The 20,270-nt window shown below is 53.3% G+C and carries 14 protein-coding genes; 8 read left to right on the forward strand and 6 right to left on the reverse strand.

What is annotated here, in order from left to right; genetic code table 11:
• Nucleotides 1-5: 5 nt before the first annotated feature.
• The 3 genes from H5P30_RS18855 to H5P30_RS18865 form a co-directional block, all read right to left on the reverse strand.
• Entirely contained in the window at nt 6-1,058 is a 1,053-nt protein-coding gene (locus H5P30_RS18855; protein ID WP_185694465.1) for a beta/alpha barrel domain-containing protein, read from the reverse strand.
• A 105-nt stretch (nt 1,059-1,163) separates the two neighbouring features.
• Nucleotides 1,164-1,736 carry a D-lyxose/D-mannose family sugar isomerase gene (locus tag H5P30_RS18860; protein WP_185694466.1) on the reverse strand — a complete coding sequence of 191 codons (573 nt, stop codon included), beginning with the start codon at nt 1,734-1,736 and terminating at the stop codon, nt 1,164-1,166.
• Nucleotides 1,733-2,512, reverse strand: coding sequence for a DeoR/GlpR family DNA-binding transcription regulator (locus H5P30_RS18865; protein ID WP_185694467.1), 780 nt, complete (start codon nt 2,510-2,512; stop codon nt 1,733-1,735). Before H5P30_RS18865 ends, H5P30_RS18860 begins: the two co-directional genes overlap by 4 nt.
• A gap of 304 nt (nt 2,513-2,816) precedes the next feature.
• On the opposite strand from H5P30_RS18865, the gene H5P30_RS18870 reads away from it, so the two are divergent.
• Entirely contained in the window at nt 2,817-4,856 is a 2,040-nt protein-coding gene (locus H5P30_RS18870; protein ID WP_185694468.1) for a 7TM diverse intracellular signaling domain-containing protein, read from the forward strand.
• Between the two features lie 272 nt (nt 4,857-5,128).
• Complete coding sequence (locus H5P30_RS22330) at nt 5,129-6,160, forward strand: LacI family DNA-binding transcriptional regulator (RefSeq protein WP_185694469.1); 1,032 nt, start codon at nt 5,129-5,131, stop codon at nt 6,158-6,160.
• Nucleotides 6,161-6,166: 6 nt separating this feature from the next.
• On the opposite strand, the gene H5P30_RS18880 is transcribed toward H5P30_RS22330, so the two are convergent.
• From H5P30_RS18880 to H5P30_RS18890, 3 genes are all read right to left on the reverse strand, one after another.
• Nucleotides 6,167-6,916: a rhamnogalacturonan acetylesterase gene (locus H5P30_RS18880; RefSeq protein ID WP_185694470.1), complete on the reverse strand. Its 750-nt coding sequence runs from the start codon at nt 6,914-6,916 to the stop codon at nt 6,167-6,169.
• 54 nt (nt 6,917-6,970) lie between these two features.
• On the reverse strand, nt 6,971-8,206 hold the full coding sequence (locus H5P30_RS18885) for a hypothetical protein (RefSeq protein ID WP_185694471.1): 1,236 nt from the start codon (nt 8,204-8,206) through the stop codon (nt 6,971-6,973).
• 85 nt (nt 8,207-8,291) lie between these two features.
• A complete protein-coding gene (locus H5P30_RS18890) occupies nt 8,292-9,188 on the reverse strand; it encodes a LamG-like jellyroll fold domain-containing protein (protein ID WP_185694472.1) in 897 nt (298 codons plus the stop codon).
• A gap of 130 nt (nt 9,189-9,318) precedes the next feature.
• On the opposite strand from H5P30_RS18890, the gene H5P30_RS18895 reads away from it, so the two are divergent.
• From H5P30_RS18895 to H5P30_RS18920, 6 genes are all read left to right on the forward strand, one after another.
• The gene (locus H5P30_RS18895) at nt 9,319-10,371 is read left to right on the forward strand and encodes a LacI family DNA-binding transcriptional regulator (RefSeq protein WP_185694473.1); all 1,053 of its coding nucleotides are present in this window, start codon (nt 9,319-9,321) and stop codon (nt 10,369-10,371) included.
• A 158-nt stretch (nt 10,372-10,529) separates the two neighbouring features.
• A complete protein-coding gene (locus H5P30_RS18900) occupies nt 10,530-13,718 on the forward strand; it encodes a hypothetical protein (protein WP_185694474.1) in 3,189 nt (1,062 codons plus the stop codon).
• A 4-nt stretch (nt 13,719-13,722) separates the two neighbouring features.
• Entirely contained in the window at nt 13,723-14,472 is a 750-nt protein-coding gene (locus H5P30_RS18905) for a hypothetical protein (protein WP_185694475.1), read from the forward strand.
• Nucleotides 14,469-15,650: a Gfo/Idh/MocA family protein gene (locus H5P30_RS18910; protein WP_185694476.1), complete on the forward strand. Its 1,182-nt coding sequence runs from the start codon at nt 14,469-14,471 to the stop codon at nt 15,648-15,650. Before H5P30_RS18905 ends, H5P30_RS18910 begins: the two co-directional genes overlap by 4 nt.
• Nucleotides 15,651-15,690: 40 nt before the next feature.
• Entirely contained in the window at nt 15,691-19,314 is a 3,624-nt protein-coding gene (locus H5P30_RS18915) for an exo-rhamnogalacturonan lyase family protein (RefSeq protein ID WP_185694477.1), read from the forward strand.
• Nucleotides 19,304-20,266 (forward strand): hypothetical protein, encoded by a 963-nt coding sequence (locus H5P30_RS18920; protein ID WP_185694478.1) that lies wholly within the window; start codon nt 19,304-19,306, stop codon nt 20,264-20,266. Before H5P30_RS18915 ends, H5P30_RS18920 begins: the two co-directional genes overlap by 11 nt.
• Nucleotides 20,267-20,270 lie beyond the last annotated feature (4 nt).

A 20,270-nucleotide genomic window follows, 5' to 3' on the forward strand; every position in this document is an offset into this window, starting at 1 on the left:
GATGATCAGGAATAGCTCATGGCGGTTTCGGTGATCTGCTGGTCTTCTTCCAGAGAGCGAATGGGTTGGATGTCAGCTTTTCGGAGGGAGTCGTGGTAATAGCGGACTGCGTCTTCCGGGGTGATCTCCCGGTCGGTGACACGTCGGAGGAGTTCGATAAAAACAAGGGGATGCTCGGAGAGATTGATCTTCCGACCGAAAAGGGCGACTCGAGCTCCGTATTGGCTGGCATCGTGAATCAGTTGGAAGGCGTCGCGGGTGGTTCCGGCGCTGCCTCCGAGAATCCCGACAACCAGATTCGGGTCATAGCTGACGAGTTCCTCCAATGGCCCGGGGCCGTTGTAGGGAATTTTTAGAAAAATCGGACGACCCACTTTGGTCACTCCGGCGAGGCAGCGGATGATGCTGTCGTTGAGGAAGCTTCCGACCTTGGCCGGGTCAAAGCCCGGATCGACGTTGGGGTTAAATACTTCGAGGAAGTAGCGGAATCTCTTTCGCTCGGCTTCGAGTCGGAAATCGTGAAAGGCTTCGAGGGCTGCGTAGTCCCAGTCGATGTTGTTGGTGAATGTGACGGAATACAACCCGAGGTCGGCACCGATGTGGGGGAGGTTGTGCTGGTCGGTGATTTTTCCGTATTTGATGTGATCGAGGGTTGCTGTGCGGAAGTGGCGTGAAGGCTGCGATGGGTACTGTCCGCCGCGGACCGCCCAGACATCGGTGGTGTCGTTGGCGCGGGCGGCGGGAGTGATCGGGGAGTTGCGGAAGAGGCCCTCGACCATGCCCAGCTGTTCAAGATTGGAAGCGGAGAGGAGGACGATGTCGACGATCTTCTGCCGGATGACCTCCCGGATCTGGGCCTGATAGTCGGGCAGGGTTTTGTAGCACTTCTGGTCCGGATCGTATCCGTGCGGACAGGCGCCGGCTCGGTTGGGGCCCGGAGCCATGACGCCGAAAGCCATGTCGGCGTCCTTCGCATCCGCGATGATGAAATCTTTGAAGTCGGTCGAACCTTTGGCGATTCGATTGAGCTTTTGGTCGAGTGTTTTCAGAAACGGCATGATGGATTGGGAAATTCCGGGTGATCAGATTGACGGTGAATTCGTGCTGCAGGTGGAAAAGCTCTGCGGTTGGCGAATAGGAGGTGGCGCGGGTCGTCTCCCGATTTAGTCTTCCGAGATCAGTCGGATCATCGGCGGTTCGTCCTCTTCGATTCCGGGAAACCGGCCGATATTGGGATCGGCGAAGAAATTGTCGTGGGCATCGTCGTTGGCGGTGGAGACCTCGCCGATGATGCATCCATCGCTTTCGGGCCAAAAGGCGTGGTAGATCCCTGGGATCAGGGTGATGCGTTCTCCGGCACCAATGGTAAGAGTTTCGCCGGAGGCCTGTGGTCGCATCTTCCCGTTCACTTGAATGTCGAACCGTGTTCCGGGTTCGGTCTCATTCGGAGGACCGGCCCAGAGCTCGAAGGAGAGACTTCCGGTTCGGCAGATGATATCTTCCTTCTTTTGGGCGTGGGTGTGGGAAGGAGTGGTTTGTCCCTTGCGGGCATACATCAGCTTCTCGCAGTATTCCGGTTCCTCGGCCAGGTTGATCAGGACGAGCCCATAGTGATCGAAGTCCCCGAGTCCAAAATCGGTGATGTCCCAGCGAGGGTCGGGGGGAAGTGTCCAGCCGTGGGATACAAAGCAAGCTTTGGCCTCTTGGTAGATTTGATTGATCGCGGAGCGTTTCATCGAAGGTTGGGAGTTTTGCGCAGGGCTAGATGGGGATGCTTTTGCCGAAATTCTTTCTCCTTGGCGGTGGGGAAGTTCTCGTCGGTGACCCAGGTGTTGAAATGAGACCAGTCGGCGAAGCGGACGGTTGCAGATTCCTCCAGCTTGCCGCTGTCGGCCGCGAGGATGGTGACCTTCGCGTGGTCGAGCACGGCTTTTTTGACACTCGCTTCGGTGAGTTCGGTGGTCAGGAGCCCGTGGGACGGATCCACTGCGGAGGCGCCGAGGACGGCGACGTCGAAATGGAGATGTTGAACCCACTCCAAGGCCATCCCTCCGACGAGGGCACCCGTCAGAGCCCGCACCTCGCCGCCAACGGCGATGAGGGAGGAGCTGTGATTGCCCCCGTGATACATCAGCGGGAGGGAATTGGTGTAGAGGGTATAGGGGGCGTCGCGGGCGAGAAGCTCCAACCCCGCCTCAAGGCAGGTCGTACCCGCATCGATGAAAACGGAGGATCCGGGAGGGATCTCGTCGGCCACGGCCCGCCCGATCCGGCGTTTGATCTCGGGAGCCCGCTTCCGTTTGAGACTGAAGGATGGCTCTCCTTCCAAGCTGCGGCGGTCCAGCACCGCGCCGTGGATGCGCAGTACCTTTCCCTCTTCCTCGAGTTGAACCAGGTCGCGCCGCACCGTCGCCGGGGAGGCTTCGAGCTGGTCGATCAAATCCTGCACGGAGACCCGCTCGGTCTTGCGAACGTAGTCGAGGATCTGTTTCTGACGGGAAATGGCGGTCATTTTGATTATATATGATGGAAAATGATCGAAGTAATCAAGTTAAACTTGTTCTAGGTCCGATAACGGTGCTCTGATGAATGCCGAATTGGGTATTTGTCTTCGGTGGAAAGGCGAAGGTGATCCACCTTATTCTCGGATCTCGGGGCCACAGGTGAGGCCGTCGAGATTCAAAGTGTTCGAAATTGACCGAATGTCTCGAGAAACGGAGTTGTCTCGACGAGAAGTGATATCAAACCTTTGCCCATGATGAAAAAATTATGTAAATCGGATGATTCGCTGCATTTCCAGTAAGGAACCAGGTGGGGTGAATCAACTCCTCCCGCCCGCCTACTGGATGGTTGGCTTGATCTTTGTATTGTTACTCGGGTTGGGGGTGTTGGTCTATTTCATCGCGCGGCCCTTGATTCGTTCAGATGGTGCTGAGGTGATTCCCGGTGCGAGCTATGTCTCGGCCTATCAGCTGCGAACCGATGCGAATCTTTCCAATTTATCATTGGAGGAGGTTCTTCAGTTGAATCAGTCTGAAGCGTTTGAGTTGATGCCAGAAGTCGATGTAGCGCCGGTGCTGAATCAGGAACTCGGAGAAGATCAATGGTATCGATTGGATTTTCACCCAAATGGAATTACTGGGACTATCATTCTAGACTTAGTATGGAGAGTCTTTGATCAAACGGAGCTCTACATTCCGGATTCAAACGGAGGGTGGCGGGTAGAGCTCAGTGGTGCTTGGGTATCGAAATGGGATCCCTTGCGTTCCGAAAGGTGGTCGGCCTTTGAGTTGAACATTCCGGCTGATGAAGGACTTTCTGTGTACTTACACGTAACGGATGGGTTTCGGCTTCCGACTCAATTCCATGTCTGGCGAAATCCCAGCGATTTCCTGCAATGGGAACGTTTCGTGTATGTTAAGAACTTCGGCTATTTTTCCCTTTGGGTTGGGATGGTGGCCTATGGGCTTTTTCTTTACGCCCTTCTCCGGGAGAAGATTCAGTTATACTACGCATTCTTTGTATTTTTGTTCGGCGGAATCCAGCTGATCAGCGAAGGATTGATTTGGTATGTTTTGAGACCGCAACAATGGCCGGTAGGAGAGTTGCTGGTGGCTGTTTTTGGAGTTTTCTCCTTATTCTTTTTATGTCTGTTCGCCCGTAGCTTCCTGAGCACGAAGGAGGAAGATCCTGCTTTGGATCGATGGATGCGGCGGACGCAGAGGATCTCTTTGATTCCTTTGTGTTTGTCGGGAGTGCTGTTTTGGCCCCGTTTTGCGCTTATCTACCTTCAATTTTTCCTGTTGATTGCTTTGATCGTCATCGGGTTTTTGGTAGTAGCCAGTGTAAGACGGTGGATGTTTGGGAGTCGATCGGCCCCATTCTTTCTTCTCGCATTTTCTCCCTATTTTTTCTCTTTGCTCCTGCGGGTATTTGCGGCCCAAGATGTCGTCGTTCGGGACGACGAATTCCGACTTATCACCTTGATTGGAAACGCCCTCTGTTTGATCTTTTTGTCGTGTGCCGCAGCATATCGGCATCGCTTGACCTTAGAGGAGAATTTTCGATTGCAGGCGAGCTATGTGGAACGGCTTGAAGGTGAGGTGGAGGAACGCACTCGCTCATTGAGAAAAATGGGTGAAGAGTTGTCGGAAGCCTTGATTCAGAAGGATCGGATTATGGCGGTGATCGGGCACGATTTGCGGGGTCCAGCGGCTACGTTGCAAGGCTTGGCGGAGTTGTGGAGCATGGATCCTGATGCGTTTACTCGTGAGGAGCTGGCGGAGATGAGCGAGGATATCGCTAATCTTTGTACGCTTCAGATTGAACTCCTGAATAATCTTATGATGTGGGGTGGAAGCCAGCGTGGAGTCTGGAAGATGCAACCCACGCACTGTACGATTAAATCGGTTTTGGGAACTGTCTGGTCTTTGCTGAAACCGATGGCTGCAGCTAAGCACCTAAAACTTCGGGACAACCTGCCGGATAATTTAGAAGCGTATGTCGATGAACAACTGGTACAAACTCTGCTGCGAAACCTGATCGCAAACGCGATTAAATTTTCAATCACTGGGAAGTCGATCGAGGTGGGTGGACAGCGCATGGAGGGTGGTGGGCTGGAAATCTATGTTCGTGACGAGGGAGTCGGGATGTCCCAAGAAAAAGTGAAAGCCCTTTTTCAAGGATCCGTGGAAAGCTCTTCGGGAACGAAGTTAGAAAAAGGCGCAGGAATCGGCTTAATGCTTTGCTACGACATGCTCGTTGCCTCCGGAGGTAATATACGTGTGGAGAGTGAAGAAGGGGTGGGGACGACTCTTACTTTTTCGGTTCCAGAGGCGGAAGGACGGACGGAATGAATCGCTTCAGAATGGAAGGATGAACCTGGAGGCAACGTCCTTTAAGTTTCGCAAACCGCAGACAACCGATCAAGACGGTACAAGGGCGTGAGACGGAATCAAGCGATGCCGTCGTAGTCGATGAATTCGGCTGCGAAGTGGAGATTGGGGATGATGTGGCTCTCCATTTTGCGAAAGTCGATGTTGTTAATGCATGTGCTTGCTATATATTGGGGAGCCCAAATCTGGACAGCAGAGATGCTTATATACAAATATTAGCCTCACGGTAATTTATGAATCTTGATGCAATTGCGCAAGCGGCTGGAGTCTCGCGTATGACGGTTTCCCGGGTAATGCGAAATCATCCGGATGTGAGTCGAAAGACGCGGGAGCGGGTACTCGGAATCGCGTCCGCAATGAATTATCGTCCCAATCCGATGGTCTCGGTTTTGATGTCGCAGGTCGCTGCCGCGAAGAAATCTCAGTTCCATCCTACCTTGGTTTATGGGTGGGAGCACGAGGTCATCCGGACCCGCGCGGCTTTGGAAAAAAGCAAAGGCGGTTACTTTAAATGGGTGAAACGTCGGGCGGAACAGTTGGGCTTTCATGTGGAAGCTCTTCGAATCAACGAAGAGGGGATGTCGCAGAAACGGTACAGCGATATTTTGAAAGCTCGGAATACGCCCGGTTTGATCATTGCTCCTGCAGAAGATCCGGAAGTCTCTTACGATTTTGACTGGGATGCGATGTCCTCGGTGACCTTTGGGTACAGTCTGCGAAGGCCGGCCCTGAATCGGGTCTGCCTCGATTATCAGGCGGGAATCTACAAAGCGCTGAAACGGTTAACTGGGTTGGGATATCGAAAGTTCGGGTTGATGCTCGGGAAGACGACTGATGATAGGATTCAACATTTGTGGAGTTCAGGTTTTTTGACATTTCATTGGGAGGCCGACCTGAATTGCAAATCGAATATATACATAGCTGAAACAGACTCCCAAGATGCTTTCGTGCAATGGTTCGAGTCCCATCCGTTTGAAGTGGTTCTCTCTTATGCGGAAACATCGCACATCGAATGGGCCCGTTCGGTTGAAGCCCGCTTAAACCGAAAGCGGGCCTGTCAATTCGTGCATCTTGACGGTGATTTTATGGAGGAGTCCGCACTCTTTCTGGGGAGTCTGGAATCCTGTCGAAGGCAGATGGGAGAAGCCGCGGTAGAATTACTCGTGGCGCAGATCAAACAAAACGAACATGGGGTGCCGGATCGACAACGGTCGGTGGTGATCCAGCCGGAACTGATTTTGAACGGGGAATCTTGTCAGAGCTGACGGGCCTTATTCGCTTCGATGGGTAGGGGAAGTCGAATCTACGTTTTCGAAGAGCTCGGCAAATTCCGGGACTTTTTCCTGGGCAAGGATAAGAACCCATCCGGCCACTTTCTGGCTGGCCTCGAGCGAGAAGTGCGTGCGGTCGCTCGTGCCGGCGGGAGAAAATTCGGCGGCTCCTTCAGGTCCCATTTCTTGAATCATCGTGACGCTGTACTCGTGAAGGTCCAGATAAGGAACGTCATTTTCTTCGGCGACGATGCGAACCGCTTCTGCGTAGGGCTCCAAAGTGTCTCGGAGTGATCCGTCCTCTCGAAAATGCCGACGACACACTGGCGTAATCAATATGGGTTGAGCGCCAATGGCTCGGGCATCTTCGATATACTGGCGGAGGTGGTCCCTATAGTCGGTCTCCGCCGCACTTTCTCGTTCGGGCCCCTTGCCCTTTTGGTCATTGTGACCGAACTGGATGAGGATCCAGTCGGGTTCATGTGCCAAGGTGGTATCCCACAGGCCTTCGGTTCTGAAGCTTCGCGAACTACGTCCACCTTTGGCTTCATTGTATATCGTGATACCCGGTTTAGCGTATTTTTGCAGTGCCCATCCCCATCCCGCTTGATCGCGATTGGCGCTTCGCCCAGTTACTGTCGAATCGCCGGCCAGGCAGATAATGGTCTCTTCCCCTCGAAGAGAGGTTTGAAGGATTAGTAATAAGCTGAAGATGGACAGCAGAATACGGGTTCGGTTTTTGCTTCGCATGGGTTTTTCTGAAATGGAAAGGAAGATTTTACGCTTTGACCGAATGGAGTGAGCTCACGAAATTTGAGGAAGATTCCGAATTTCTACGAGCGTTGCGTTCTCATTCGGCATGGAATTGCACAGTATCCGGTCTCCTTCGCGGTTAAACACAGGATGATGACAGATGCGATTCGGGTTGCGACCGGGAGGTTCCGTTTCGCCGTTGAATTTGGGGAGGTGCACTTTTTTCAAAGTTTTGCCGGTTCTTCTCGAAATGAAAACGATGTTCCCGCCGGTTGCAATACCTTCGTCGGTGACGATCAAGTCATGATCTGCGGGGCAGGTGGAGGGGTGCCCCCCGCTTGCGTGGTCGCAAATATTGCGATATCCGGTGCCGTCGTAGCGGATTTCCGACAATGTGTACTGACTGGGGCTTTTCGTAGATGGGCCATACCCAATCAGGTGTTCATTGTCTGCTTGCCAAGCCCAGTGAACGCCTCGTCTCTCGAAGCTGAGATCGATTGCCATGTGAATCTCTTCAAGATGGTGATCGGCAGTAAAGACGGTCGTGATTCTGGGTTCCCCGCGTGTTTTTGCGACGCAGTGATTTCCGAAAAAGAAGAGGCACCGGTCACCCCTTCGATTCCAGCGAACGCAATAGGTCATCAAGGTGAGCCCGTCGTGGGAGCCCAGCCTCTTTTTTATCTTTCGGTCTTCTTCGAGGATTCGATCTTTCATCGGGTGACGCTCTAGAATTTCCCGAGTGCTTAACAGGATCCTTGGAGGATCTTCTGCCGAAAACGAAAGTCTTGAGATTCCGTGTTGTTCTCTGGCTTGGAACGGCACCGGTGAGCTTGATTCATCGTATCGTCCGCTTCCATACCCTGCGGCATAGAGCATGCCGTGTTCGCAGGAGAGTGCCGGTTCCCCGAGCGGAGGAATGCCCTCAATGTCTCCACCAACGGTGACAGATGATCGATCCAGCAGATCGAAACGTGTCGTTCTTGGGTGTCTTAGCGTTCCGGTCTGGAAGTAAACCTTCCTGCTATCCGGAGACCAACTCTGCCAGAGGCCCGTGTGCCAAAAACTGTCGGTGGTCGGTACGGCACCAAAGTGATCGAGAATCGTTCCGTTCGGCGAAAGTATCAGAACTTCCGCGACTCGTGATTTTAGGTCGGCACCTGCGGCCAGAATGCGACCGGAGTTGTCTGGGGCATAGGGGCAAAGGCTATAGTAGCTATGTAGAGTCCATCGGTTTCTGACTGGCAACAGCGACAGAGAACCAATGGAAGAGATCGATTCAAGGTTCACAGTGTTTTCGGAATCGATACCTGTGCCCGTATTTCTTTGATCGAGGCTGGTGTGGAGGCGTGTCGGCGAATGCGAACGATTCCGTTTAGGAACGTTTGCGACGACGAAGTGAAATGACGAATAGAACCGCTATCGAGCCGAGCAAGCCGTAGTGATTCGGCTCCGGAATAGACAGTAGTTCGCTTTGAGAAAGAGCAGTGTCGGAGAGGCGAACTTCGTCGATCCACCCGGCGAAGTACCGGGAGGGGCTTCCGTTCGAATAGCTGGCTCCAATGGTGAAATCGGTCGAGGAATTGTAGAGACTGGTATAAGTATCCGAATCGGTGCTCATTGCGATGGTCTCATTGTCAGTAAGGTTCTGAATATAGAAGGTAGCCTCGACTCCTCCCGGATTCGAATAGTTGACACTGGCGGCCACGTAATAATCTTTGCCTATTTCCAGAAGGAAATCGTCTCCGCTGGAAACGAGGGTTTTGGTGAAGCTGGCGCTGGCCCCTTGAGAGATTTGAAGGAACAGACGGTTTGCCCCCAAGCCGGACCCGCCTCCGGTGGTTCCGAATTGCCACGCTGCGTCGCTCGAGTCGAATTGCCCGGCGATAATGCTGGGAGTCGTCGAACCCGAGGAGGAGTTCAGGCGGACGTAGGATTCGATCGTGAAATTTTGGAATCCGAACTCGGCCTGATCCCCGATGCTCAGGTAGCTTGTGGCCGGCGAATCGAAGTTTCCGGTCTGCGCATTCGGGGCGCCAGTCTGAGGAACCGGATTGGGAAAATCCGTAAAGCTGGCATTGGAAATAACATCCACGTCCGCCGGGGCTGTGTTGTTGGTCATATCGAAGCCGTTGCCGGATGAATCTTCACCGACGTTGCTGCTGTTTTCGAAACGCCAGTATCCCACGGTTGCGCCGGAGGCCGCGAAGGGGAGGAAGGACAGGATACTGGAAATTGAAAGGAGGGGGAGGAGGATGGTTTTCTTTCGCATGGTTTTGATTCTGTAGGGTTTGTCGTTTTGGCGAGCGGGATGGATGCGTGCCTTGGGTGAACCAAATGACTGAAAAGGAATCTTGATTGCGAGACGACCTCGAGGTTATGAACATCGTTACATTTTTCTGATGAAACCTTCCGAGGACAGATTTGAGGCTTCGGCTCCGAGCATGGCCGATGTTGCGCGGGCTGCGGGAGTTTCCCGAGCGACAGTCTCCCGCGTGTTGAATGGTTCGGCCGCAGTGAAAGATCGCACGATAGAACGAGTGGAAAGTGCGATGGAAGCACTTGGTTACAAGCGCAACCCGATGGTGCAGGCGCTGATGAACCAAGTACGCAGAAGACGGGTCCAGAGTATTTGTAATCTTCTTTGGCTGGAAGAGGTGGGGGAGGAGCACACTGCCAATCGGTTGTATCTCATCCGTGAAGCCGCCCGAAGGCGGGCCGAATCGTTGGGATATGGCTTTGACGTGCTTCATCAGCGGGTGGGGGAGTTGAGTGAGGAGCGATTGTCGGGGATCTTGCTGGCGCGCGGGATTCGCGGTGTTGTCATCGCGCCGGCGGTTCGACCGGTCGAAAGCTACAGTTTTCCCTGGGGTGATGTGGCGACTGCGACGATCGGACGTTCGCTGACGAACCCGAGAATTAGCTATGTCATGATGCACTTCCAGCATGCCATGGACCTGATGTTGGAAGAGTTGAATGCCCGAGGATACCGGAGGATTGGATTCATGCTTTCAAGGGAAGGAAACGCACGGACGGAGAGGGTGCCCTTGATGGCCTACTTGCATCACAGGTTTTTTAGCGATCCAGGGGACTGGGTTGAGCTTCTGTGGGATGACGGGTTATCGGGGGACTCTTTTCAGGAGTGGTACGATATGAACCGCCCGGACGTTGTCGTGGGACTCTATACGAATGGATTGGATTCACTGAGGAGTTGCGGTTTTCGGCTTCCGGATGATGTGGGGTTTGCGAGTTTAAGCAGTCGGGACGAAACCCCTGAAGTCAGTGGAGTTCGGGCGCCCGTCGAGGCACTGGGAGCGGGTGCGGTGGATTTGGTGGTCGCGCAGATTCAGCGCAACGAGTGCGGCATCCCGACGATGCCGAAAACCATTCTCGTGGAGGGGGATTGGAGGGAGGGCAGCACTCTCCGGAGAAAGAAATCCTCTTCGGAGAGCTAGATTTTCTCATTTCGTTACGGGTAACAAAATGAAGCGTTAGCTCTTCGGATCTGTTTTCCGTAGGGATTGGATCGTCGATGCGGTTTCTGCTTCTTTAGACTGTATTGGACCAATGCTCATCCCTCTTCAGATATCCCATCCCTCCTGACTTCCGCCCTGTGGCCTCTCCCCATTCCAGTCGAGAAAACTCCGGTTTCGCATTGATCGTCGCGCTCATGTTGGCGGGCTTGGTCCTTCTTCTCCTTGTCATTCTAAGTGCCATAATCCGAATGGAAGCAGGGCGTTTATCGGTTGACGCGCGAGTGCGGGAGGCGCGAACGAGCGCTGTCTTGGGGTTTCAGGTAGCGATGGGAGAAGTTCAGAGTGGACTGGGCCCGGACAAACGGATTACGGCCAACGCGTCTTCTTCTTCGGTCCCGGTTGAAGGCAAAGAGCATTGGCTTGGCGTTTGGTCCAGTAACGGGACCGGGGCGGTCGAGTGGATGGTTTCGGGAGACGAAACTCCTGATGTAGGATTTGGCGATTCGGCCGAACTCGTCGGATCCGGTTCGGCAGGGGAATCGGTTAAGGCTCCGAAGGTTTCCGTAGGAGCAGGAGGAGTTTTAACAGCAAGCTATGCCTATTGGGTCTCGGATTTATCGCAGAAAGCGCTTGTGAATTTGAGGGATCGTCGGCTGACGGAAACGGGATACGACTTTGATCGGATTGCGACCTTGAATCAGCCTGGAACTTTCGATCTGGCGGGTTTTCCCGGTTTGGAAGGTGTTTCGGCGATGCAGGATCCCACGCCCGATGGGGAGTCTCTACGGAAGGATCTGAGCAAACTGATCTCTCCGGAGCAGCTTGGGATTCTCGATTCCAATTTCGCACAGTCTGCCAAAGATCATTTTCACGATCTCACGGGTGTGAATTTCGGATTGCAAACGAATGTGGTCGCCGGGGGAATGAAAACAGACTTGAGCGGAGCTCTCTCATCTTCCCTGGCCGGGGAGATCTATCCGGAGGGACCGCCGTGGGAATTGCTAAAAGACTTTTTGTCGCTGCAAAGCGAGGTTGCGGACGGAGGGATTCTGCCGCAGTCCCGCTATCCCACAACGGTGCAAGGTCGTCGTGTACAGGTCGCGCCGAATGATACTCTTGGCTATCCGGTTCGTCATGGGATAGCACCTGTCGTTCTCTTTTGGGAGATGGGAGTGGAGGTCGTTCCTGATCCCCCCGCAGTGTATTCGGCTACCGACCCGATCCCGTTGCAGTTGCGGGTAGAACCGGTGATTGTGATGCTGAATCCCTACGATGTTGCGCTGGATAGCAGCGATTATGTCTTTCGCATTACTTCTGGGAGCGGCACCTACGACCCCGCGGCCAGAAAAGTGGAACGTTATCCGAAGTTCGAGATGAAGTTCCTGGATCAGAACTTTAATCTGGTGAAGATTATGACGCCGACGGATGGCAGCTACAGCTACGGCAACTATCTCAATGAATGGCTGCCGGGATTTACGGGGCACGGTGCGTCCGATGGGACTTCTTATGCGTATAATTCGCTGCGAGTTGGATTTTTGGGATCTTTTGAGCCCGGAGAGGTCAAAGTATTCTCCCTTGATTCCGACCAAGACCTGCCGGGCACTTCGGAAGATTTTGTCCTCCGGCTTGCCGAGGGTGAACCGGCCGGGTATTTCGCTCGTTCCGGCGATATTAGTGCAAGCTTAGGAGAAGACTTTACCGGTCAGGATTATGACAATTACAGTTCGTCCGGATATACCCTCCGATTGAGGCTCTCAACCGGTGCAGTGGTCGGCAGTCTCTATATCGATTCGGTGGATACGGAGTATTCCCCCGCCTCCGAGAATCTCACGAGCACGCAGCAAGTGCGTCTCTTGCAGCCTTTGCAACGGCCCCGAATCTTCTTCGGTGCGGCCCTGAAGGGACCGAACGACTTGATTAATAGCGAGAGGAATCCCGCATCAGTCGATGGTGCGAAGACTTTAGCTTCTTACAATGTTCGTTCCCATTATCAGTCGACCTTGCTTCCCGGATCAAGCTTGGCGGGCGATTTCAGGTCGGCCCCCAGCTACTCGCCTCGCACCGATACGCAGTCTTTCTACAATGGGGTCGCTTCTCTGTGGGACGGTTCGTTATACGACTATTCACAAGGAGAGTCTCGCATGGTGTTGTTTCATTTGCCGCAGGATACGACCTTTTCCTTGGCGGAGCTTCAACATGCGGATCTAAGTTTCAGCGTCTATTATCCGACGTATGCAATTGGAAACTCGGTGGCGAATCCATGGATACCGGGAAACGATACCGTGGACTCGGATACCGGTCTTCAGGACTTGTCGTATCTCCTCAACGAGTCGCTGTACGACGGGTTCTATTTTTCGACAGTTCCTCAGGACTCCTCCGAAGAAGCGGTTCCCGAGAATGTGCGGCTTTCCGTTTTGAAGGGGGCGGTGGATGCGGAGCTCCGAGATTCACAACGCAGCGCCAATTGGATTTTCACTGAGGGGCCGTTGAATGTGAATTCACTTTCCGTGGAGGTATGGACCGCCTTTCTCGGCAGTATGCGGGATTTTCCGGTTCGATACCGTGATATTTTCGGGGGAGAGATCGAGAGTGATTTTGCGGACGCGGGGGCCTTTGGGCGCAGTCCATTACCTGCGGATGGGGCAGTTCCTTCGGTCGGAGGGAACGAGGAACGGCCGGACGTTCAAAGTCCTGAGTATTGGCGCGGTTTTCGAAATCTGACGGATGATCAGATTCGCAATTTGGCGGGACAGATTGTTCATCAGGTCAAAGAGCGCGGTCCCTTCTTCAGTTTGGCCGATTTCGTCAATCGTGACCCGCAATCCGAATCGTTGGGTTCCCGCCTCAGAGGGGCGTTGCAGGCGGCGATTGATTCCGAGAATGCAGTGGTGATCGATGGGGAGACCTATCAACCCGCTTCTTTGAATCCTCTGGCCACGAATCAGAATGCGGTGACGGCTGTCCCTTCCGGCTTCCCCGACAGTACCGGGTATTCGGTCGATTTCCGTTTTCCCGAGGCGGTGACGGGACTACGCTCTGAAATGGCTCCCGGCTATTTGAATCAGGCCGATATTCTGATCCAATTGGGACCTCTGTTGACTGTGCGGGGGGATACCTTCCTGATTCGTTCCTACGGAGAATCCGTGAGTCCTCTCACGGGGGAGGTCCTCGCGAATGCCCGCTGTGAAGTGCTGGTGCAACGTGTTCCCTCCTATTTGCTGGATCCTTCTCAGTCGCCGGAAGAGGCGGCAAATGCCCTCAATGAGAGAATGGGTCGAAAGTTTCGCGTCCTCTCGTTTCGATGGTTGGAGGAGTCCGGATATTAGCACGATGAGTGGCAAGATTCTACATTTACTCTTCGGGATTCTCGGTATGCACGTTCTGTTTATCGGCTATGCCTTTGCAGAATCGCCCGTGCCTCCGGTGAACGCGCAGCTTCGCTTTTCCATTTGGAATGATGGCTTCAATTTGCGTGATTCGGTCGAGTCAGAACCTTCGAAGAATGCGGAGATATTTTGGTGCGTGAGCGGTGAGGAGATCTTTCCAGTGCGGGCGGCTTTAGGTGATTTCGGACCGAAGTTCGAATATCGTGGGAGCCAGACTCTGCGGATGTATTCGACACGCCCTCCTTCGACCGGTGCGTTTCCGAATCCGGTTGCGGAATGCAGGATACTTCCCTCTACCAAAGAGGCAGTTGTCATCTTGTTCCCACAGAACGATGAGAAAGGGAGACAGTACGAATCTCTCGTGATCGATCAGTCCTCCACTTTCAAACAAGGGGAAGTCTACCTGCAAAGCCTGTATCCGAAAACCCTCTATTTACGATTGAATCAAGAGAGATTGGTTCTTGAGCCTTTCAAGAATGCCTCTTTCTCATTGGACGATTCGAACTCCCGAGGAGTTCGTTTGCAGGTAGTCGTTCGGGATGAATCCTCGGACCGGGTCCGACCGTTGATTCATCGATTTATTCGGATGAATCCCGAGGGGAGAGTTTTTGTTTTTATTTTACCGCACCCCATGAGGGTCGATGCGGCCGAGCTTCGGCTGCTTGAGGCATCGTTGGATGCAGAAAATCCATGAAAGCTTGCAAGAAAACTCTGAGAGTGGCTCTGGTCGGTGTTTCCGGTTACGCTCATTGGCATTACAACATGCTGATCGCTTTGGCCGACGCCGGTCGCATCACACTGCGGGCGTGTGTGATAATCAATCAGGAAGAAGAGTCCGCTCGTTGTGAAAAATTGGAGTCGATGGGCTCTCGGTTGTACGGCGATTTCGATCAGATGTTAGCGGAGGAGGGATCGGAGCTCGACCTCTGCTGTATCCCAACCGGAATTCGCCTCCACCGTTCTATGACAATAGCCGCGCTGGATCGGGATATGCACGTCTTGGTTGAGAAACCGGCAGCGGGCAGTTTGGAGGAGGTTCGTCAGATGCAAGTTGCGCGCGATCGTTCGGGGAGGCAGGTATTCGTGGGCTTTCAAAATATGTATGCCGACGATCTTCTCCATGTTAAAGATCTCTTGGTTTCGCGTATGTTGGGGGCGATTCTTAGAATCAAGGTTCAGGTCTGCTGGCCCCGCCCGGAGAGCTATTATACTCGGAACGATTGGGCCGGGAGATTGGTTGTCGCTGGCTGCCCGGTTTTTGATTCTCCCGCGAATAATGCGATGGCTCATTTCATCATGATGGCCCTTTTCTGGGCGGGACCGACGCGTTCGACGATGGCGGCTTGGTCGGATCTTGAGGCTCATCTATACCGTTCGCAGGAGATAGAGAGTTTCGATACTTTATCCGCAAAGCTGAGGACGCAGTCCGGGGCGGAGATACTCTGGAACATGACCCATTCCTCCTCCGAACTGCTAAGGCCCGAAATTGTCGTCGAATGTGAACGAGGAGCCATCATCTGGCGCGAGGATGAGGGTGGGCGTGTCTGTTTCACCGAGGATTCGACAGAACCCGATATTGTTTTCGACCCATTTCCCGAAACTCGCCAGGTGATGTTTCGCAAAGTCGTCAACGTTGTGACCGGATCCGGCGAGTTTGTTTGCGATCTCGATATGGCTTCGAGCCATACGAGATTTATTGAAGAACTCCATCGTATCTCTCGGATCCAGCAAGTTTGTGGAGACCGGATACTGGAACGAATGGAAGAGGGAAAATCCTACCGATATGTCTCCGGTCTCACCGAAATGATTCGGAGTGCGCATGCTACGGGAACACTGCTGCCTCAAATTTCCTCACCATCGCTAGTTCGATAGAGGACTACCTACGAAGATTCATCGATCGATCCAATTCGCTATGCATAAATTTACGTTTACTGGGATTCTGTCTTTCCTCTTATGGTTGATTTCCGCAAATGTCCTTCAGGGATATGAGTGGATCTCCACGGACGAATCGGTTCAACTTGAGTTGGACGAGAAGACAGGGGGGATTCGGTTTTGGGAGGTCGACGGGAAGGTTCTCTCGGATGTGCCAGACTCGGATTTCGATGGTGTCATCGGCTTCGAAATGGAATCGGGGTGGGGCGGCTGGTTTCAGGTGGAGTCGTTTGAAGTGCGGTACGATTCGCCCGTCCGAATCCTCTTCGAAGGGATTCTCCATCTGGATCAAGAGAGCGACCAGAGCATAGGGGAAATGCGGGGCAAGCTGGTCTACGAGTTGAACGACGAAGGGCGAGAGATTGAGCTTTCGTTTCAACTCGTTTCGGTCGCGGAAGGATTGGATGTGAGCCTCTCCCGCTATTTTTGGACCCAAGCCTTTGATCTGAATCCGAGAAAACGGGTGTATTACCGAGGAGATTTTCAAACCGATTGGGAGACTCGTTATTTCTATCAGTATACGGTGGATCCGCGTCCCGGAGACGATTTGCTTTTGCCACCGGATCGAAACGAATGGCGCTTTTTCGGTTTGGATCGTTTGGGTAATGGCGCATTCCGCTTGTGGAAAGCCGAGAGCTTGAGAACGAGTCCGCTTGTGTTGGAGGAAAGCCTTTCTCCGGCGCCGATCGTTCAGATCTATGACGAGTCGGGAGGTGTTCTGGTCGAGTATTCTCAGATGGATGAGATTGTAGATGGACCGTACCACCGTCGTTTAGGAGTCGACGCTGCTGGTGGGGGGCGGGTATCTGTCGACTTCGTTTCGAAGAGTGGGGAAGCGGTCGATCTTCTCTTCGCGGATGGGGACCTGGTTGTCAGCGAGGCGCAGACGATCAAAATTAGGGCCTACTCGTCTTTGTCAGAAGTTCTTGCCGCCCGGGAGAACCTGGAAGAGCTTTATCCGCCGTCGACGCCGCCCACCCCCGAGAGCGTGATGCTTGAGCCTGCATGGATCCGGGAGGCTCCTCTTTCCATGGGCGACGAACCGATCTACGTGACTGGAGGCTATCCGTTCGGACAGGGGCAGGTTCAGGAGAGTCAGTTGAGTGCCTTGAGGGTCGGGATGGGAGGCGGTTCCCTCAAACCGCAGAGTGAAGCAATCGCTTATTGGCCAGATGGTTCCGTAAAGTGGGGCTTACTGACATTTCCTCTCCGACTTGAAGAGGCGGAGACCGAGTATGCAGACTCGCCCCGGGTAACTTTGAGGAACGGAGAGGCGATTCCGGTTCGCATCAGTGTCGGAGAAAGTCCTTCCGAGCCCTCGGACGGTTCGATTGTCGTTCGCCGTACGAATGACGGCGGTTTGATGGTTGGGAATGGTCAGTTGGAGTTGGAGTTGGGCAAAGGAGTCGATTGGTTGCGGGACCTGAGATTGAAGGATCAGTCTCTTCTTTCCGGGCGTCACGATCACGTCGGATCGGCTTACACTGACTATAAGCTCGATCCCGAACCCTTTTATCCATTTGACCGTGAGATCGAGGAGGGCACCGACGATCCGGGTTCCTTATCGATCGATACGCTGGAGGTGGAATCGGTCGGGCCTCTCCGTATCGTGGTTCGGTTGACGGGATATACCGACAACGAGGAGCCGACTCGGATCGTTCTTCGCATTGAATTATTGGCCGGGAAGAAAGAGTTTACGATCGAACATACCGCCGAGTTTCTCTTCAAGGATCCCCGACGGACATTCTTGCGGGGAATGGGAATCAATATTCCTCTGGATCCCCGTATCCTGGGAGAAACCCATTCAAGTGTGCAGGTCTTGCAAGAGTCTATACTTTCCCGAAGAAGGAACGGATCTGTTAGAGGGATGGAAAACGATGCGGTTTTGGAGGGTGGAGCCTTGCTGGTCCGGGGACCTGACTTGGCTGTGACTGCGGCGATTCGGGATATGAGTGAGATGGCCCCGAAGGCGATCACGCTAGATCGCGAGACGGGAGTGCTATCATTTGAGTTCTGGCCGGACGAAGTCGGAGTGATGGATGTCAGGCGGTATTCCGAGTATCTTCATCGGGGTCAGTTGGAAGCCGCTCCTCCCAAGGAGGATTGGGTTCGAACCAGTTATTATGAAGAAGATCCTTTTGTCGGCGTCTCTCGAACGCATGAGGTGCTTCTTGCGTTTGATGACGTCCAGTCTGTCTCCGCCGAGTTGAGTGAGATACGGGTCGCAAATTTCCAGAGTCCTCCCTTGCTTTACGCCGGATGGGATCGGTATGCACAGACGGGGGTTGTCTTACCGAGTTCTATTGAGTCCGAGTGGCCGACGGCCTGGGAGGCGTGGACGCGATTAACCAATTTCTGGCTGTGGCATCGTGAGAAGAATCAGTGGAAAGGTTTCTGGAATTATGGGGATCTCCGTCATCGTTTTCGTACCCACCACTACGGATATATTCTCGAGCCCGTTGATCTACAGCGTCGTTTAGCGGGACAGCCTGATGCTGGGAAACGGGTGCGAGACTATCATCTGTCGGGAGATTGGGCGTTGGATAACGGATCCAACGGGTGGTCCAATACCGAAGGTCTGCCCAATCTCTTTCTTCAGTATGAGTATTTGAGGCATGGGAATCGGGCGGTCTATTTCGCGAGCGAAGCGCTGGCAAGACATAGTCGCGATGTAGTGACCCGCCATGCTGGGATGTGGTTTGGGCGAGGGACTCGCCACGGCGTCCAGCATTGGAGTGGAGGCAATCATGAGGAGCGCCAGACGACGATTACGGAATATCGACTACACTACTTTCTCAGTGGAGATCTGCGTTCCCGGGCTGTCGTCGATAAGCTTTACAATGAGCACTACCTGACGACCGAGGCACGAATGAACGCCGATCACAGTGGGCGTTTGGGTGGTTTGCTCTTCCACTGGGAAATGACAGGGGATCCCGAGGAAGCGGCTCAGTTTAAGCGTTATGTGGATACTTTTTTGTCGCCGGAGGGGATTTATGTTTCGCCTCTCGTAAGTTTTCCCGGGCCTGTAGTAATCGCTGAGCCGAAAGGTTTAAACTCTGGGAGTAAGTTTTTCAACGCCTTCGGTGGGATGCATGCTCTGCTCGAGTATTATGAATGGACGCAAGATCCTGAGCTGAAGGATAGTCTGATTCAAATGGCAGACGATGTCACTCAGGCGGGCATGGTAGAGAGTAAACGTTTTGGGAATGGGTATTATGCGTGGCCGCCGCTGGTTTTTGCGAGTCGCTATGCCGACAACCCGGAGCCTTATCGAGAGTACCTCCGGTACTATTTAGGCGCATATGATTGGCGCACGCTGTATTTGCCAGTGACCCGAAACACGGAGCATTGGTCCGGAAAAACCGGTTTCCTCATGAGAACGCCTCCGATTAGTTTCTTTTTTCAAAACTGGGCTCCATATATGACCGCTGTGTTGGGCGAAGACGAATTCTGGCTACCGAAAATGGACCCGGAAATCGAAAAATGGGAGAGCGGAGGCGGTCGCTATTATGGCGTGAAAGGGAGTTGGCAGAGCGAATTTGATCGCGAGGAATTTGAGGATTATCTGGGGCCACAGCAACCTTGGAGGCAAGATGAGCGCTAAGTTCAAATCTTGCTTGCAGGGGCTTTGCCTCGTCTTTGGGCTCCCCTATGTCCATGGGGAAGTCGTTCCTTCGGAATACCGAGAAGACCGGGTTTACACACTTGGGGACGATCATTTTCAGGTCGTAATCGAAACCGATCTCGACGGATGGATTGAGACCGTCGGTCCCCGCTTTGATCGCACGGGTGCGGTTCGTTCGGTTCAGGTTGACGGAAAGGAGTTTCTTGTCGAAGGAGGTTTGGCCGATGAGTTTAATCAAAAGTGGATCGCTCCTCCGGGTTACTATGCTAACGGTCCCGGTGGATCTTTTTTAAAAGTGGGTGTCGGCTTGCTGAAGCGTCACAATGCATGCCCCTACATTTTTCGCCGGAATTATCCGGTATTGCAACTGGCGGAGCAAAATGTCGTTCCGACGGATTCTAAAAATCGCCTGCAGATTGAACAGTCGTTTTCCGGAGAGTCGGATTGGGGTTACCAGTACACCAAAACATACCGGATCGATGAGGATCAATGTTCGCTGACGATCGAGTATGCATTGACGAATACGGGCCAAGCCGTGATGGAGTTGGATCAGTACAACCATAATTGGTTCAGGCTCGGTGGGGGTTCCGAGCCGAAGCACTATTCCCTTTCGGCAGAGTTCATTTCCGGAATGAGCCGGGTCATCCCACCGGAATATCAGGTCGAAGAGAATACGATCCGTCCGGTCGTTCCTTTTGATTCCGCATTCTTCTTCATGACGATTGCCAACATTCCCATCGCCGAGAACTTTCTGGAAGTATTCGAATCTGAAAGTGGAATGCGGGTGGAGATCGGAGGAGATTTCCGTGTGGCCCGATTCGCTGTGCTCGCCGGCAAAGATATATTTTGTCCGGAGCTTTTTGGATTTTGGCGAGTCGATCCGAGTCGGACGATTCGATGGGAGAGGCAGTATTTCTTTCGTCTGAACTAGATCT

The sequence above is a fragment of the Puniceicoccus vermicola genome (genome assembly GCF_014230055.1).
GTDB lineage: Bacteria > Verrucomicrobiota > Verrucomicrobiia > Opitutales > Puniceicoccaceae > Puniceicoccus > Puniceicoccus vermicola.

Coding starts and splice junctions, on each gene's coding strand:
- H5P30_RS18880 (WP_185694470.1), bottom strand. CDS start 6,916: ATGCGAAGCAAAAACCGAACCCGTATTCTGCTGTCCATCTTCAGCTTA.
- H5P30_RS18865 (WP_185694467.1), bottom strand. CDS start 2,512: ATGACCGCCATTTCCCGTCAGAAACAGATCCTCGACTACGTTCGCAAG.
- H5P30_RS22330 (WP_185694469.1), top strand. CDS start 5,129: ATGAATCTTGATGCAATTGCGCAAGCGGCTGGAGTCTCGCGTATGACG.
- H5P30_RS18905 (WP_185694475.1), top strand. CDS start 13,723: ATGAGTGGCAAGATTCTACATTTACTCTTCGGGATTCTCGGTATGCAC.
- H5P30_RS18910 (WP_185694476.1), top strand. CDS start 14,469: ATGAAAGCTTGCAAGAAAACTCTGAGAGTGGCTCTGGTCGGTGTTTCC.
- H5P30_RS18855 (WP_185694465.1), bottom strand. CDS start 1,058: ATGCCGTTTCTGAAAACACTCGACCAAAAGCTCAATCGAATCGCCAAA.
- H5P30_RS18890 (WP_185694472.1), bottom strand. CDS start 9,188: ATGCGAAAGAAAACCATCCTCCTCCCCCTCCTTTCAATTTCCAGTATC.
- H5P30_RS18920 (WP_185694478.1), top strand. CDS start 19,304: ATGAGCGCTAAGTTCAAATCTTGCTTGCAGGGGCTTTGCCTCGTCTTT.
- H5P30_RS18915 (WP_185694477.1), top strand. CDS start 15,691: ATGCATAAATTTACGTTTACTGGGATTCTGTCTTTCCTCTTATGGTTG.
- H5P30_RS18895 (WP_185694473.1), top strand. CDS start 9,319: ATGAAACCTTCCGAGGACAGATTTGAGGCTTCGGCTCCGAGCATGGCC.
- H5P30_RS18860 (WP_185694466.1), bottom strand. CDS start 1,736: ATGAAACGCTCCGCGATCAATCAAATCTACCAAGAGGCCAAAGCTTGC.